10 protein-coding genes are annotated in these 16,228 nt (G+C 47.6%); 3 read left to right on the forward strand and 7 right to left on the reverse strand.

The genetic code is table 11. The features are described 5' to 3' along the window. Positions 1-11: 11 nt before the first annotated feature. Positions 12-2,618: a type I DNA topoisomerase gene (gene topA / locus KG631_RS12965; RefSeq protein ID WP_214000123.1), complete on the reverse strand. Its 2,607-nt coding sequence runs from the start codon at positions 2,616-2,618 to the stop codon at positions 12-14. 230 nt (positions 2,619-2,848) lie between these two features. On the opposite strand from topA, the gene astB reads away from it, so the two are divergent. Then, positions 2,849-4,189 carry an N-succinylarginine dihydrolase gene (gene astB, locus KG631_RS12970; RefSeq protein WP_214000124.1) on the forward strand — a complete coding sequence of 447 codons (1,341 nt, stop codon included), beginning with the start codon at positions 2,849-2,851 and terminating at the stop codon, positions 4,187-4,189. A 76-nt stretch (positions 4,190-4,265) separates the two neighbouring features. On the opposite strand, the gene KG631_RS12975 is transcribed toward astB, so the two are convergent. Continuing rightward, a complete protein-coding gene (locus KG631_RS12975; RefSeq protein WP_214000125.1) occupies positions 4,266-6,497 on the reverse strand; it encodes an Ig-like domain-containing protein in 2,232 nt (743 codons plus the stop codon). Between the two features lie 169 nt (positions 6,498-6,666). On the opposite strand from KG631_RS12975, the gene KG631_RS12980 reads away from it, so the two are divergent. Continuing rightward, positions 6,667-8,001: a dicarboxylate/amino acid:cation symporter gene (locus KG631_RS12980; protein WP_214000126.1), complete on the forward strand. Its 1,335-nt coding sequence runs from the start codon at positions 6,667-6,669 to the stop codon at positions 7,999-8,001. Between the two features lie 64 nt (positions 8,002-8,065). Here KG631_RS12980 and sohB read toward each other — a convergent pair whose 3' ends face one another. Both sohB and KG631_RS12990 read right to left on the reverse strand, forming a co-directional pair. Beyond that, complete coding sequence (gene sohB, locus KG631_RS12985; RefSeq protein ID WP_214000127.1) at positions 8,066-9,067, reverse strand: protease SohB; 1,002 nt, start codon at positions 9,065-9,067, stop codon at positions 8,066-8,068. Positions 9,068-9,168: 101 nt separating this feature from the next. Further along, entirely contained in the window at positions 9,169-11,532 is a 2,364-nt protein-coding gene (locus KG631_RS12990) for a VolA/Pla-1 family phospholipase (RefSeq protein WP_214000128.1), read from the reverse strand. A 238-nt stretch (positions 11,533-11,770) separates the two neighbouring features. On the opposite strand from KG631_RS12990, the gene KG631_RS12995 reads away from it, so the two are divergent. Continuing rightward, positions 11,771-12,514 (forward strand): YciK family oxidoreductase, encoded by a 744-nt coding sequence (locus KG631_RS12995; RefSeq protein ID WP_214000129.1) that lies wholly within the window; start codon positions 11,771-11,773, stop codon positions 12,512-12,514. A gap of 63 nt (positions 12,515-12,577) precedes the next feature. Here the strand turns inward: KG631_RS12995 and KG631_RS13000 are convergent, their stop codons facing one another. From KG631_RS13000 to KG631_RS13010, 3 genes are all read right to left on the reverse strand, one after another. Further along, complete coding sequence (locus KG631_RS13000; RefSeq protein ID WP_214000130.1) at positions 12,578-13,102, reverse strand: H-NS histone family protein; 525 nt, start codon at positions 13,100-13,102, stop codon at positions 12,578-12,580. Positions 13,103-13,207: 105 nt separating this feature from the next. Beyond that, a complete protein-coding gene (locus KG631_RS13005) occupies positions 13,208-14,644 on the reverse strand; it encodes a phosphomannomutase CpsG (RefSeq protein WP_214000131.1) in 1,437 nt (478 codons plus the stop codon). 1 nt (position 14,645) lies between these two features. Continuing rightward, positions 14,646-16,061, reverse strand: a complete 1,416-nt coding sequence (locus KG631_RS13010) for a mannose-1-phosphate guanylyltransferase/mannose-6-phosphate isomerase (RefSeq protein WP_214000132.1) — start codon at positions 16,059-16,061, stop codon at positions 14,646-14,648. Positions 16,062-16,228: the final 167 nt, after the last annotated feature.

Consider the following 16,228-nt stretch of genomic DNA (forward strand, 5'->3'; position numbering starts at 1 on the left):
TAACCATCAGGCTATTTTGTCGCCGGCTTGTCTTTAGATGAAACCACCCATTTGCCATTTTCATACCAGGCTGCCCAGCCAGTAGCTTTGCCGTCTTTTTCGGTCATCACATACTGCTGTTTAGTTTTGCGGCTCCAGCGCACAATACTGGGGTTCCCCTCTTTGTCTTTAACCGGTGCATCGGCCAGGTAATAAAATTTCGGTGAAATTCGCTCACGGAACATTTTCAGTTCACTGACTAACGGTGCTCTGGTTTCCCGGGATTTAGGAAAGGTAGAGGCGGCCAGAAACAAACCGGCAGCGCCGTCTCTGAGCACAAAATAAGCATCCGATTTCTCACATTTCAGTTCGGGCAAGTGCACCGGATCTTCTTTTGGTGGCGCGGCTTCACCACTGCGTAGCAACTTACGGGTATTCTTGCATTCGCTGTTCGTGCAGCCAAAATACTTACCAAAGCGGCCCGACTTCAACTGCATATCGCTGCCACACTTATCACATTCGATCAGCGGGCCTTCATAGCCTTTGATTTTGAAGTTACCCGTCTCCAGTTCGTAGCCATCGCATTCCGGGTTATTACCGCACACATGCAACTTGCGCTGCTCGTCAATCAGATAACTGTCCATCGCCGTACCACATTTCGCACAACGTTTTTTCTGGCGCAATGCTTCAGTTTCCAGCTCGTCTTCATCGGTGACCTTTACCGCCTCATCGCCCGGCAACAAGTTCATGGTGGTTGTGCAACGTTCCTTTGGTGGCAGGTTATACCCTGAACATCCCAGAAACACCCCGGTAGAGGCAGTACGAATACCCATTTTCCGGCCACAACTCGGACAGTCGATATCTGTCAGTACAAACTGATTCGCGCGCATACCGCCGTGTTCAGGGTCCTGCTCCGCTGTCTTTAATTTGTCAGAAAAGCCGGTATAAAAATTGTCCAGCTCTTTACGCCATTGCCGTTGCCCTTTGGCGATATCGTCAAGCGTCAGTTCCATGTTGGCGGTAAAATCGTAATTCATTAAATCATCGAAATTCTCTACCAGCCTGTCGGTGACAATCTCACCCATTTTTTCAGCATAGAAGCGCTTGTTCTCGACCCTGACGTAACCCCGGTCCTGAATGGTAGAGATAATGGCAGCATAAGTCGAAGGCCGGCCAATTCCACGTTTTTCTAACTCTTTAACCAGACTGGCTTCACTGAAACGAGCAGTTGGCTTGGTGAAATGCTGAGCACTTTGTAATTGCTGTAGCTGCAGTTGCTGACCTTGTTTGACATCTGGCAGCTCGTTGTCCTCTTCACCTTTACGCTTCACTGCCGGTTGCACCCGGGTCCAGCCATCAAAACGTAACACCCGCCCCTTGGCTTTTAACTCAAAATCTGCTGCAGCGACCGTAATATTTGTCACATCATATTGCGCTGGCGGCATCTGGCACGCCACAAATTGACGCCAGATTAGCTCATAGAGTTTTCTGGCATCGGCTTCCATATCAGTCAAATCACTGGCTAACACACTAACGTTAGATGGCCGCACCGCTTCGTGCGCTTCCTGCGCATTGGCTTTGCTACCGTAGCTGATGGGCTCAGCGGTCAGGTATTTTTTACCAAACTTTTCATTTATATAATCGCGACAAGCACTCACAGCTTCAGCGCTAAGGTTGGTTGAGTCAGTTCGCATATAGGTGATATGGCCGGCTTCATACAGCCGCTGGGCCAGCATCATGGTTTTTTTAACGCCATAACCTAAACGGGTACTGGCTGCCTGCTGCAAGGTTGAGGTGATAAATGGTGCCTGAGGCTTGCTGCTGCTTGGCTTGTCTTCCCGCTCTTTCACTTCAAAACTGGCGTTTTTCAAGCGTGCAATTGCACTGTCAGCTTGCGTTTTATTGACCGGTTTAAAGGCCTTACCATTTTCCCTTACCACATCTAACTGCAAAGGTTGTCGGGCCTCAGTCAACGTATCAGCGGCCAGGGTCCAGTATTCTTCCGGCACAAAGGCTTTTATTTCGCGCTCCCGCTCCACAACCAGCCGAACCGCCACAGACTGAACCCGGCCTGCAGATAAGCCGCGGGCAACTTTTTTCCACAACAGCGGAGACACCATAAAGCCCACTACCCTGTCCAAAAACCGGCGGGCTTGCTGGGCATTTACTTGATCAACATTAACCTGGCCAGGTTCAACAAAGGCATTAGTAATGGCGGATTTGGTAATTTCGTTAAATACTACCCGTTTAAATTTTTCAGGCTGGCCGCCGATAATTTCCTGCAAGTGCCAGGCAATAGCTTCTCCTTCGCGATCCAAATCCGTTGCCAGATAGACCGTGTCAGCTTTGTCAGCCAGCGCTTTCAGTTCCTTTACCACTTTTTCTTTACCAGGCAAAATTTCGTAACGGGCTTTCCAGCCATGCGCCGGATCAATACCCATCCGATCCACCAGCGCTTTATAATCTTTTTCCTCTTTGCTCAGACTTTTATCGGTAGTGCGGGCTTTATCTTTACTACTGCTTGTTGGCAGATCGCGGATATGACCGACGCTCGATTTAACGACGTAATCGTTTCCTAAATACTTATTTATTGTCTTTGCTTTTGCCGGTGATTCGACTATTACCAGTGATTTCGCCATCTTAAAACCTGAATTCCCTAACGTAGGCTGCCTTTTGGCCGCCCTTTTTTAACATATATCCGCAAACCGCAGTTGTGACAAGTGAATAAACTCATTATTATGCAATCCGGGCCATTTTACAGGCCCAACGGCTATTTGATAGCCAACTCCTAAATGAAGCATAAAAAACATAAGCGGCCGCAACAATAATAAAAACAGTGCCCCTTCCAACAGAAGGATATAAAGCAAAAATGAAGTACTTTGAAGCAAATTTCGATGGTCTGGTAGGACCAACCCATAACTATGCCGGCTTGTCAGTCGGCAACGTTGCCTCTTTATCTAACGCTAACAACACTTCCAGCCCAAAACAAGCCGCTAAGCAAGGTTTGCAGAAAATGAAGGCATTGCACGATTTAGGTTTAGTGCAAGGCGTGCTGGCTCCGCAAGAGCGCCCGGATGTGTATACCTTACGCCGACTCGGTTTTACCGGTTCAGACAGTGATATCATTGCCACTGCTGCCAGGCAAGCCCCGGCGGTATTCCGGGCGGTGTGTTCTGCATCCAGTATGTGGACTGCAAACGCCGCAACCATCTCGCCCAGTGCAGATACTGCAGATCACAAAGTACACTTTACCCCGGCAAACTTAACCAATAAATTTCACCGCTCACTCGAACCTCAGACTACCGGCCGGATATTACAAGCCATGTTTGCTGATCCTGAGCACTTCGCTCATCACCAGCACTTACCCGATAACGACCATTTCGGTGATGAAGGTGCGGCGAATCATACCAGATTGTGCAGTGATTACGGCAAAAAAGGTGTTGAACTCTTTGTGTTTGGTCGTTATGCGTTCGATCAAACTAAAGCAGCGCCCAAACGCTTCCCTGCCCGACACACACTGGAAGCCTGTGAGGCAGTAGCCCGCTTACATGGCTTAACTAGCGACCACGTCGTCTATATGCAGCAAAACCCCGACGTAATCGATCAGGGCGTGTTTCATAACGATGTTATCGCAGTGGGTAACCAGAATGTGCTGTTTTATCATCAGCAGGCCTTTGTTGATACTCAGAGTAAACTGGATGAAATTAAACGTAAATTTGGCAATAGCAGTGAGCTCTTCCTGATCGAGGTAAATGATAACGATGTGTCTGTGCAGGAAGCCATTAATACCTATCTGTTCAATACCCAGGTGATAACTCTGGCCAATGGTGAAATGGCTATTATTGCCCCGACTGAATGCCAGGACAGCCCGGCAGTGAGTCGTTATCTGGCTGAACTCACCGGGCGTGGCACGCCAATTAAGCATGTCCATTACTATGATGTAAAACAAAGTATGCGTAATGGTGGTGGACCTGCCTGTTTACGTTTACGGGTAGCACTAAGTGAGCAGGAGCGTCAGGCAGTCAACCCACGAGTGCTGATGAACGACCAGTTATTTGCCACGCTAAACAACTGGGTTGATAAACACTATCGCGATCAAATCTCGGAAGCAGATTTGGCCGATCCACAGTTGCTGTCAGAGTCACGGGCCGCGCTGGATGAACTTACCCAGATCTTAAATTTAGGTTCTGTTTATCAGTTCCAGCGTTAAGTAATCCTGGGGGAATAAAAAAACCGCCAAACTGGCGGTTTTTTTAAGGCCCACTGTTAAGCGGGCTGCGATAGCATTAATCGGTAATAGAACAATTGCCTACCACCCCAAAAGGATTACTAGGTGGTGGAGATGTTTCAGTCGTTACATCTTCACTGGACACCGGTAAACCATAATCACGGGAGGCGACGTTTTCAGTCCCTGAAGCCGTACCAGATACCTGAAGCCGGACATCTAACCAGGCTCCCACATCTTGCGGATACTGGATATTAAACACTGCGATGCCGCTATCATCCGCTGTTACCGTACCCGGCACTGTCGCCAGATTTCCAGGTGTGATCTGACCATCACCGTTAGTATCTTCGGAGATTTCCAGAACACCGTCTAAATTCACATCTTCATTAGGACAAGTAATGGATACTTCAGCAGCCCAGTTACGGAATGCCGCCGGCGGTGTAGGCGATTTTACCCAAACACCTTTGGAATAAGCTAACGGCACAACAGCCACATTCAACTGCTGATTTGGCACCGGATTACCTGAACTATCAGTAACTATAATCGAGAACTCTTTTGAATAGGTACTATCGTTCGGCTTAGTAATAACGTTACCGGTACCAAAACGGAAGAACAAGGTTCTGCGGCCTACGGCAATTTCTGTTTGTCCGACGATGGTATCATCAGCAGCCAATGCACCTTTCACCACCAGATTCAAGTCAGCTACGCCGCCGCCGGTAGTTGAGTCAGCGGTAAACACCGTTGATGCCACGCCCTGTGAATTGGTTCTTGCTAATACTGAACTTAACTGACCGCCTGCCGCATTATCCAGAGTAAATACCACGTTCTGGTTTTTTACCGGATTGTTGTTAGCATCACGCACTATCGCCCGTATTGCACTGTTTTCGCCCAGACCAACCTGAGCAGGAAACGCCTGAACTTCAACTTTAGTTGGCGTAACTGCAACAAACTCAACGATTTTCTGTGCATTGACACTGCTACCCGCATCGCCAGCCTGCGCAGCAATTGTTGCTAAACCAGCATAGTCAGACTGCACAAACACCTCAGCTTCACCTGCCGCATCGGTAGTTTGTGACACAGTAACATTTTCATCAACCAGACCGGCCGCCGTAGTTGCGATAAAGCCACGAGACGTAGCAAAACTGATAAGCTCACCAGAATTAGGGGACTCATCAATTAGCCACTGTACACCGAGAGATTGTGCCGTATTCAGGGGGATTTCAACAACGGTATCTTCCTCACCATTGACCTGCTGAAACACGAACGTATCCGGGCTGACGTTAAGTTCAACACTCGCAGAGATACCCAGCGCTGATACTGTCAGAGTATCGGTGCCACTGTTTACCCCGGTATAACTGAACGACGCTTTACCGCCTGAGCCTGCGGTTTCCGGATTGGTTTCACTTAACGTATTATCCAGCGCTGAGCTCACATCCAGTACCACACCCTGAATACCATTACCACTGGAGTCAGTGACAAATACATCAATAGTGGCGCTATCATTTAACACGACAGCTGAAGGTGCGGCGATTTCCAGATTAGTACCCACCACATCGATAACCAGCTCAGCAGTTTGCTGCTGCACTCTGGCAACAACGGTAATATCGCGGTTGTTACTGTCAGACAAGGTGGTCAATGTTGCTCTGGCAATACCATTGCTGCCCGTTACCGTGTCGACTATGCTGATTTCACCGGAGTCTGCCGAGAAAGTAACAGGTACATCCGCCAACGTAACATTGTTGGTGTCACGAACCAGCGCGCTTAATTCTACTTTATCTGAGGCACCAGAGCCGAGTAACAACTTGTCTGCAATCAGTCTTACACTACCTATAGTAGTATCAACGTCATCCCCACCGTCACCAGCAGAGTTAAAAACAATTGTTGCTGTTGCGTCACCATAGCTAGCTGTTATTTGGCCGGCACCAGATTGATTGCCCACGTTGAGGGCTATGGTCGCAACGCCATCAGCATTGGTTGAAGCCGCACCGGAGTCGTTACCAAAGCTGGCTAACCCTTCGCCTGTCAGTTCAAATGTAATAAGTTGATTGGCAACATTACCATCATTGGTCGCGCTCAGGGTTGCCCTGACCGTTAACGGCGTATCTTGCGACAACTCACCCGTTGCAGTGCCCTGAGCATCAGTAAGTGACAGTGCCAGGGAATACACAGGTGTATTGCCTCCTGAGCCACCACCATCGCCGCCATCGCCGCCACTACCCAAGGTACCACCGCCACCACAGGCGGCCAGCGACGTAATCATTAATGCAACCAGTAGTTGCCGGATGTTTCGCATGAAAACTCTCCCTAGCTGTTTTTTATATATAGTTTTTGTTAATTGCATCTTAAACCATTAATTATCACTACGTCACAGCAATTTTCAAAAAAATTTTTGCCAAACCTGCCCAATAGCCCTGCAAACTGATAGTCTTAGGCAAAATACGTACTGATATATTACTAAAACAATGAGCAATAATCGTAAATTGGGATTAACGGCCCGTATCGTTATCGGCATGATAGCCGGCATTTGTGTTGGTTTCTTTTTTAAAAGTATTTTAGCGGGACAGGAAGAGCGGGTTCTTTCACTATTTGGCCTTGCCATCCCACTGAAAGCCTTTTTTGTAGATGGTATTTTTCATGTTGGTGGCGAAATTTTTATCGCCAGCTTAAAAATGCTGGTGGTGCCTTTAGTTTTTGTATCTCTGGTTTGTGGTACCTGCTCACTGTCAGATACCTCTACCCTGGGACGGCTGGGCGGCAAAACTATTGGCCTGTACCTTATCACTACGGCTATTGCAATTAGCCTGGCTATGACTGCCGCTATATTAGTTGGTCCCGGCAAGGGTGTAGAACGCCAGTCTGATGCCAGCTTTGACATTTCAGAAGCCCCCTCGCTGGCTGAGGTATTTATTAATATATTCCCCAGCAACCCGATTGAGTCGATGGCTCAGGGCAATATGCTGCAAATCATTGTATTTGCAGTTTTGTTTGGTATTGCCATGGCATTAAGCGGCAAGCCCGGCGAGCGACTGGCTGCGGTATTTAATGATCTCAGTGAGGTTATTATGAAGCTGGTAACCATATTAATGAACCTGGCACCGTATGGCGTGTTCTTCTTAATGGCTAAGTTATTTACGACCCTGGGTTTTGATACCATTGTCAGCCTGGCGAAGTATTTCGGCATAGTACTGACAGTGCTTATTTTCCATGGTCTGGTCAGTTACAGTGTTATTTTGAAATTACTAACGGGTTTAAATCCGCTGATATTTCTTCGTAAGATGCGTGACGCGGCCTTGTTTGGTTTCAGTACGTCCAGCAGCAACGCTACTATGCCCGTTACCATGGAAACGGTTACTAAAAAACTTGGCGTCAAAAACAGTATTGCCTCTTTTACTGTGCCGCTCGGCGCTACCATCAATATGGATGGAACTGCCATTATGCAGGGTGTAGCCACGGTATTTATCGCTCAGGTGTATCTGGTGGACCTTACCGTCGCTGATTATCTGATGGTTATTCTAACCGCAACTTTAGCGTCAATTGGTACCGCAGGCGTGCCCGGGGTTGGCTTAATTATGCTGGCAATGGTGTTACAACAAGTAGGCCTGCCGGTAGAAGGTATCGCCCTGATAATTGGGGTGGACCGCTTACTGGATATGACCCGCACCGCAGTAAACGTGACCGGCGATGCCATGGTGTCCTGTATTGTTGGCAAAAGTGAAAAGCAATTTGACGAGGCAGTATTTAACGATGCGGCCGCTGGTGTTAAAGAACAAAGTGTCGACTTTCATCACCTGCGCTAATGTCAGTATTGCTGCAGACAACTACAGGCTGAAAGTGGCCTGTAGTTGTCACCGGGCAATACTGTTAACGTTGCCAGTTCTGTTGCACAAATTTTTGCCACCAGACTGAAAACACGCTGGCAGAACCCATTCCCACTTTTTCAGCCAAACCCTTTCGCAGTTGATAAGTCACTTTAAATATGCGGTGGCTCGACATTTTAGTCATCAGATAATCGTCGCTGGTCTGAATAGTGTCAACCAGTTGCAATTCGAGTGCCTGATATCCAAACCAGTGCTCACCCGTTGCTACACGGGTTACATCCAACTGCGGACGATGCTGCTGCACAAAGCTTTTAAATAAAACATGGGTCTCTTCCAGTTCCTGCTGGAATTTTTGCCGGCCTTTTTCAGTGTTCTCACCAAACAGCGTTACGGTCCGCTTAAACTCACCTGCAGTAAACTGTTCAAAGTCGACATGATTTTTCTGCAGTAATTTATGAAAATTGGGCAGTTGAGCAATTACCCCTATCGACCCTAAAATAGCAAAAGGGGCTGCGATAATTTTGCTACCAATGCAGGCCATCATATAGCCCCCACTTGCTGCCACTTTATCTACGGCTACCGTAAGCGGTATGTCTTGCTGACGGATCCTGTCCAGTTGTGAAGCCGCCAATCCATAACCATGCACCACGCCACCGCCACTCTCAAGGCGCAGCAAAACTTCGTCTTCTGGTTTGGCAATAGTCAGGATAGCTGTCACCTCCTCCCGCAAAGACTCTGTTTCTCTGGCGTCCATAGAGCCGTTAAACTCGAGCAAAAACAGGCAGGGTTGCTTGCCGTCCTGCAATTTATTCGATTTTTGCCGGGCTTTATGCCACTGCTTAAACGCTTTTTTATCCAGTAAACGCTGCTGTAATTCCTCAGTTTGCTGCTGATATTGTTTACTGATATCGGTAAACTCGAGCTGGCCTTTCTTTGCCTTCGGTTTATGGCTGGCGTTCACCACAATACCAACCACCAGTGCTATCGCAAAAACAATAGTCGCAGCCTTCGCCAGAAACATGCCATATTCCATTAAAAATGCCAAAATAATACTCCTGTGTGTTTGAGTTGGCGTATTCTATCCTGAATTTTAAAAAGAAAAAGCCCGGCGCCTGAAGCCGCCGGGCTTTCTTCATACCAGCAGGCTTAGTTTCCGCTGGCCAATACTGCAGGGTTTGATACTAACAAACCCTGACCTGCGTTCAGGAAAAAAGTAACGCTTTGGGTTTGCATTTCCTGCGTCGCGGCGGGGCTGGCAGCCGGGCTCAGAATAGAACCATGATCACCGGCACTGAATCTGGCAATCGCATTACTACCATTCAAACCGATGCCACCGGCGCTCGCAGGCACAGCAACTGCTCCTAACAGGCGGGCTAGTGGCTCTGTACCCGCTAATGGCATTTTACCTGCAGCCAGTGCGACCAGTGGGTTAAAGTAACCGTTGGGAATAACCTGATCTGGCAGATTGCCATCAGTGTTGCCGACAACTTCAATCATATATACCGGCGTTTCACTGTTAACGAGACGCTCAGCATAGTTGTTCGGATCACCGGCATCGGTAACGGTCTGTGCAGCAAAAGCAAACTGGGTTAACGTTGCTGACACCCGAGCCTGCTGGGCGGCATTCTCAGGCTCCATTAAGCTGACCAGGTAGTCATTGACAACGGGAGCAGCACAGGCCGGGTAAGTGGCCGCTGTCTCAGCCTCTGGTACACCACAGTCGGTATTTGCGGCAACATAGGTGACAAAATGCGTCGTTAATTCGCCTCCGGCGCCCAACATAACACTGGCTTTAATTAATGGCCCAAAGGCCGCTGAATCAAGCAGGAAATTTGCAACACCACCGCCCGGCATTGCCAGCGCCGCAGTTTCAACACTGTACAATGCATCTAAATCTGTATTGCCAGTACTGGTATTTGCCAGGGCCACCATAGAGGTACCTGTAATACCACCAAGTGAATGGCCTAAAAACTGCACTCTGCTGGTGTCTAAATCGACACCCTGAGCAAAATTCAGCGCCAGACGTAACGCCAGCATATCCGCAATACTCTGCCGCAGATTATCGCGGGTAACTAATAAATTACTGAGGTTCATATAGACAGTTGCATTACCGCCACTGGCATTTAACTGGCCAAAGCCACGATCACCGTGCAGCGGATGATCAATCGCCACCGTAGCAAAACCCTGAGACGCTAAAGTACCGGTAATCGCCAGCATGTCTGACCGGCGTGAAGTAATACCATGTTGCAGAATAACTACTGGCCAGCCTGCTTCAGGCATATCAATGACGTTAGCATCCGGCACGGTCATCTGCACATCAACCGTCTGGTAGCCGTTTATTTTAGGGATAGTATTAAACTTGGTTAAATGCCGATCGTCATCGACCCCTAAGTCTCTTAATGCGCCACCGCTAAATGCCTGGCACGCGCCATCGTTTTCAGAAACCGGGGTTTCTGGTTTCATTTCCGGAGGCAAGGCAGCAATAATTGCACCACTATCACAACGGGCCATCCAGCGGGTAGTTAATGGTGCCGTAGGGTTTGCTTCCGTTGGTAAACCAAGATAATAAGGCAGGTTCATGGTACCTGTGTAGTAGCGGGTAATGGCAAATGCAGGATTGCCAGCAAATGCCGGGTTCAATTGTGAGACTGTTAAACCGGTATCGGCTACCACTAATGGTGAAGGACCATAGCCGGTTGGGGTTGGTGATGCCATCAATTGCTTTAAAGTAGAAAGAACTGCACCTGCTGACTGGGTTGTAATCGCTGCGGTATAGATAATATTGTCCTTATCCAACCCTTCGTCACGCACCAAGACATTTTCAAAACTGTTAATGACACCTTGCAGCGCTCGCTGAGCATCAGTAGCCAGTGGCAACGTGGCAATATCCTGTTTAACCAGTTCATAGGTTGTTGAGGGCTTTACTGACTCGCCATTGCTATCCTGTAGTACATTGGTCAGTGCCAGCAGATAGGTCGTTGCATTATCCAGGGGTTTTAACGGAATAACCGCCACGCTGTTACCACGACCGGCCGTTACGAAATCCTCACCAAAAACCAATTCTTCAACAATTTGACAAGCAGCACCGCGTGGCACTTCAGTACAGGCCGCCTCTGGTGACATCGGGTCACCCATCAGGGCTTTGAAAACCCGGACAGCGCCCGGAGTTTGTGCAGTGTCTGCGTTTAGCGTAACACCTGACGGAAAACTCAGATCAATAGCAAAAGGGTTCTGAGTGGACCAGCCATCCAGCGCGCCCAGAGCTGTCTGGGGGTTGCTATAATCCGGGCTTTCGCCACTGTCCAGCGTCAAGGTGCCATCGGTAGTGCCCTGAAATAACAAATCATTGGGTACCGATACCCGGCCCGCAGTTGGGTCAAATATTACTCTCGAAGCCGGAGCAACCGGTCCTTGTTCAGCAACTTCCTGCTTTATATCTTCTAACGAATCACCGCAACCAGCCAGGCCGACCGCTGCCGCAACAGCGATACTAATAGCAAGCTTTTTCATAATTTCTCCCCGTCCTTAACGCTTATTTTTTTATTGCAAAGCAAAACCTTGCTTTGCTTATCACGAATTCTTTTTAGTTTAGAGTGGCTGCCCATACTGAACAGCTACGACCAGTTAAAGTTAACTCAAAGTCTGTCAGATCGCTAGCGTAAAAATACGCTTGGTAGCAAGAAAGATGCAAAATAGTTGTTTTAAGCGTATGCTTGCGCCGTTTTTTAACGCTAACAGGTTAGATTTTATGGATAACTACACTGCTCCTGCAGGGGCACTACAAGGTAAAGTTATTTTAGTTACCGGCGCTGGTGATGGTATTGGCCGCTGCGCTGCTTTAACCTATGCCCGTTATGGCGCAACAGTTATTTTGCTGGGTAAAACCGTAAAGAAGCTTGAAGCGGTATACGACGAGATTGTTGCAGCCGGAGGCGCCGAGCCTGCGATTGTGCCACTTGATTTAAAGGGGGCTACAGCCAGCCATTATAAAGATATGGCAACGACGATAGCGCGGGAATTCGGCAAACTGGATGGTGTATTACACAATGCCGGCTTACTCGGGGTACTCAGCCCGTTCGAACATATTAATCTGGCCAGCTGGCAAGATATCATTCAGATAAATGTCACTGGTGCGATGCTGATGACCCAGGCATTGATGCCGGTACTGAAAAAAGCACCGGCAGCTTCTATCGTATTTACCTCGTCAGGCGTTGGACGGAAGGGTCGCGCTTACTGGGGCCCTTACGCAGTATCAAAATTCGCAACTGAAGGCTTAATGCAGGTGATGGCCGACGAATACGCTGGCAGTTCAATTCGGGTAAATTGTATCAATCCCGGCGCCACCCGCACCGCCATGCGGGCCAAAGCCTACCCCGGAGAGGACCCTATGAGTCTAAAAACGCCGGAAGACCTGATGTGGTTATATGTGTTCTTAATGGCTGATGCCAGTATTGCTGTGAATGGTGAGTCGCTGGATGCGCAACCAAAATAGCTTACGTCATATAAATAACGAAAAAACCGGCAGCGCTGCCGGTTTTTCTATTTATTGTCCACTCTAACGTTTTTCGAGAATTTCGCCACCATTGGCCACGGCCCACTCATTCCAGATTGCAACTTTACTATTAAAATTCTCAACAGCCTGAGCGGTAGCATCAGCAATGAGCTTGTCGATGTCCTTTGCAAATTTTTTATCTACTTTAGCTAATGGCACAACCTGTATTCCGCGCTGTTGTAAACCCTTTTTCATAGTATGGGTACGCAACAACTGTAATTGACCATTTTCAACGTAGAAAAACTGACTGTCTTTATTAATAGTTTTAAATTTCGGTTTAACAGGTCGCTTTGCTTTACTGCTATCACTATTCTCAGCCACCACAACATCACTGCTTTGTTTGTAGCCAAGCTGCTCCATAGTGTAACCCTGAGCTTTCGCTAGTTGTTCAAGCTGGGCAATTAATTCAACTTCCTGCTGACGCTCAGCCAGAACACCATTCAGCGTTTCAATAACCTCTGTCAGTTTAACCAACGTTAATTCTTTCGCTGCTTTCTTAAGTTCTTTTTTATCTAACAATAAAGACACGATTGGCTCCTTTATATAAAATTTGATAAAGGATAAGCAATTTAACGGATTAAATAAAGCTACTGCTGCATTTAATACAGAGATATAAACTAAAAAAAACCAATGCTATTCAGCTTCAGTTAAGAAATACTTTAGTTCCGCCGTTTTTTGTTCCATCAACTTTACATCGCCCCGGGCTTCAACATTTAATCTTATAACATTTTCAGTATTGGAAACGCGCAAATTAAACCGCCAGTTGCCAAAACTCATACTTAATCCATCTATATCATCAGTTTCAATGGCGAAAGGTGCATAGTGTTCTGCTAATTTAGCAATAATCTGTTGCGGGTTAGCAATTTTAAAGTTTATTTCACCTGAGGATGGATAGTCTGCAATCATTTGCTGTACTAATTGTGACAACTTTTTACCCGATAATGACAATAACTCGGCTATCAGCAACCAGGGAATCATTCCGCTATCACAGTAGGCAAAATCACGAAAATAATGATGTGCGCTCATCTCGCCACCATACACGGCGTCTTCGGCGCGCATTCGTTCTTTAATAAAAGCATGGCCTGTTTTGCTGCAAATTGCTTTGCCATTGTTTTGCTCAACAATGGCTTCGGTGTTCCAGTATAAGCGGGGATCATGGATGATCTTCGCACCAGGCTGTTTCTTCAAAAATGCTGCAGCCAGAATGCCAACAATATAATAACCTTCTATAAAATTACCTTGCTCATCAAATAAAAAACACCGATCAAAATCTCCGTCCCAGGCAATGCCAAAATCAGCCTGATAATGACGCACCGCCTCTGCAGTTACCTGGCGGTTTTCTACCAGTAATGGATTGGGAATACCATTGGGGAAGTTACCATCTGGCTGATGATTAACCTTGACAAAATGCACAGGTATTTCACGTTGAATAAACGCTTGCTCCAGCGCATCAATAACATGTCCAGCTGCGCCATTGCCTGAATTAACCACCAGTTTCAGTGGCTTAACGTTAGTGACGTTTATGTAGGTCAGCAGATGTTCAATATAAGGAATTAAGATACTGTGCTTTTGATAACTGGCACGACCAAATTGCCATACGGTATTCGCAGCGATGATCTTGCTTTGACGGGTTAATTCATTTAATGCTGACGGTTCATACAAGTCCGCTTGCAGCCGTAGTGCCTCATCGCGGATAGCAAAAAGACCCGTATCACCACTTATTGGTCTTGATTGTGCACGAACCAACTTCATGCCGTTGTAATCTATTGGATTATGGCTGGCTGTAACCTCTATTGCCCCGTCAACAGCCAGAGATTGGGCGGCATAATAAACCTCCTCGGTACCGGTCATGCCCAAATCCAACACGTCGACACCTTCGTTCAGCAGCCCCAACGTCAGTGCCAGCTTCAGTGATTCAGAACTGAGACGGATGTCACCGCCCACTGCCACGCTTTTAGGCTTCATTACTCTGGCGAAGGCCCGACCAATACTGTAGGCAATTTGCTCGTTAAGCTCCTGACCCAGCTTGCCGCGGATATCATAAGCTTTGAAGCAGGACAAGGTACTCATACTACCCCCGACCATATTTATCGGCAAACCGGACGATGTCATCCTCCCCCAGATAGCTACCCGACTGCACTTCAATTAGTTCCAACGGAATTTTGCCGGGGTTTTCCAGGGAATGAACCACGCCAATTGGAATAAAAGTGGACTCATTCTCAGTCACCATAAATTCTTTATCGCCATTTCTTACCAAAGCAGTACCACTGACTACGACCCAGTGCTCGGCCCGATGGTGATGTTTCTGCACTGACAGTTTTGCGCCGGGTTTAACAGTAATATGTTTCACCTGATAACGGCTGCCCTGATCGACTGAGTCGTACTTACCCCAGGGACGAAATACCTCACGGTGTAAATCCACTTCAGTGCGACCGTAACTCTGTAAACGTTGCACAATATTTTTTACTTGCTGAATATTATTTTTATCAGCTACCAGAACGGCGTCTTTGGTTTCGACCACGATGACATTATCTAAGCCAATAACAGCCACCAGCTTTTCTTCTGCATTAATGTAACTGTTGCGGGTTGACTCCAGCATTACATCACCCCGACATGCGTTGCCCTGAGCATCTTTCGCCATCACGTCCCATAGCGCATCATAACTGCCGACATCGCTCCATCCCGCATTGAGTGGAATCATCACCGTATTGTCAGATTTCTCCAGCACTGCATAATCCAGTGAGTCTGCGGGGCAGGCACTAAACGCGTCTTTATCGACCCGGACAAAATCCAGATCCTGAGCGGCGGCGTTAACGGCTAACCTGCAGGCTTTTAGCATATCGGGCGCAAATTTTTCAAGCTCAGCCAATAAACTGCTGGCTTTAAACATAAACATACCGCTGTTCCAGCAATATTCACCTGATGCCAGGTAGTGCTCCGCGGTGCTTTTGTCTGGCTTTTCCTTAAATTCAGTTACCTGGAAGGTATTAATCATATCAGCGATATTCTGTTTGCTACGGCGAATATAACCATAACCGGTATGAGCAGACACTGGGACAATGCCAAAGGTAACCAGTTTGCCGGCCTCTGCCGCGACATGTGCTTCCGCTACCGCCTGCTGAAAAGCGGGTATATCCTGAATAACGTGATCAGCGGCCAGCACCAGCAACACCGGGTCTTGCTTTTCCTGCATAGCCTGAATAGCGGCGATAGCGATAGCTGGCGCGGTGTTACGACCTACCGGTTCAAGCATTATGCAAGCATCATTAATATTGAGCTCACGCAGTTGTTCAGCTACCATAAATCGATGGTCTTCATTACAAACCACAATAGGTGGGGCAAGTTGTTCTATGCCCTTGAGGCGCAACAACGTGTTCTGCAGCATGCTTTTTTCGTTGACTAGCGACAAAAATTGTTTCGGTTTCTTGGCGCGGGACAAAGGCCAGAGCCGGGTACCCGACCCTCCAGATAAAATAACCGGGATCATTGCAACTCCTTGCGGTACTTTCCATAAAATTAAGTGGGTTAGCTCAGCTTAGTATAGCCAGCTTTTCGGGCAGCCGTCACCCGGAATATTTTCGTCAATATCCGCCACGACACGGAACACCGGTTTTAATTCGGGCTGGTCGGTGCTCTTAATTGCGGTAGAATCAG

It is taken from the genome of Arsukibacterium sp. (genome assembly GCF_018402695.1).
GTDB lineage: Bacteria > Pseudomonadota > Gammaproteobacteria > Enterobacterales > Alteromonadaceae > Alishewanella.

Bases quoted from the DNA above. Each gene is read 5' to 3' on its own strand.
- KG631_RS12980 (WP_214000126.1), top strand. From the start codon at position 6,667: ATGAGCAATAATCGTAAATTGGGATTAACGGCCCGTATCGTTATCGGC.
- topA (WP_214000123.1), bottom strand. From the start codon at position 2,618: ATGGCGAAATCACTGGTAATAGTCGAATCACCGGCAAAAGCAAAGACA.
- KG631_RS12990 (WP_214000128.1), bottom strand. From the start codon at position 11,532: ATGAAAAAGCTTGCTATTAGTATCGCTGTTGCGGCAGCGGTCGGCCTG.
- KG631_RS12975 (WP_214000125.1), bottom strand. From the start codon at position 6,497: ATGCGAAACATCCGGCAACTACTGGTTGCATTAATGATTACGTCGCTG.
- KG631_RS13010 (WP_214000132.1), bottom strand. From the start codon at position 16,061: ATGATCCCGGTTATTTTATCTGGAGGGTCGGGTACCCGGCTCTGGCCT.
- KG631_RS12995 (WP_214000129.1), top strand. From the start codon at position 11,771: ATGGATAACTACACTGCTCCTGCAGGGGCACTACAAGGTAAAGTTATT.
- KG631_RS13005 (WP_214000131.1), bottom strand. From the start codon at position 14,644: ATGAGTACCTTGTCCTGCTTCAAAGCTTATGATATCCGCGGCAAGCTG.
- astB (WP_214000124.1), top strand. From the start codon at position 2,849: ATGAAGTACTTTGAAGCAAATTTCGATGGTCTGGTAGGACCAACCCAT.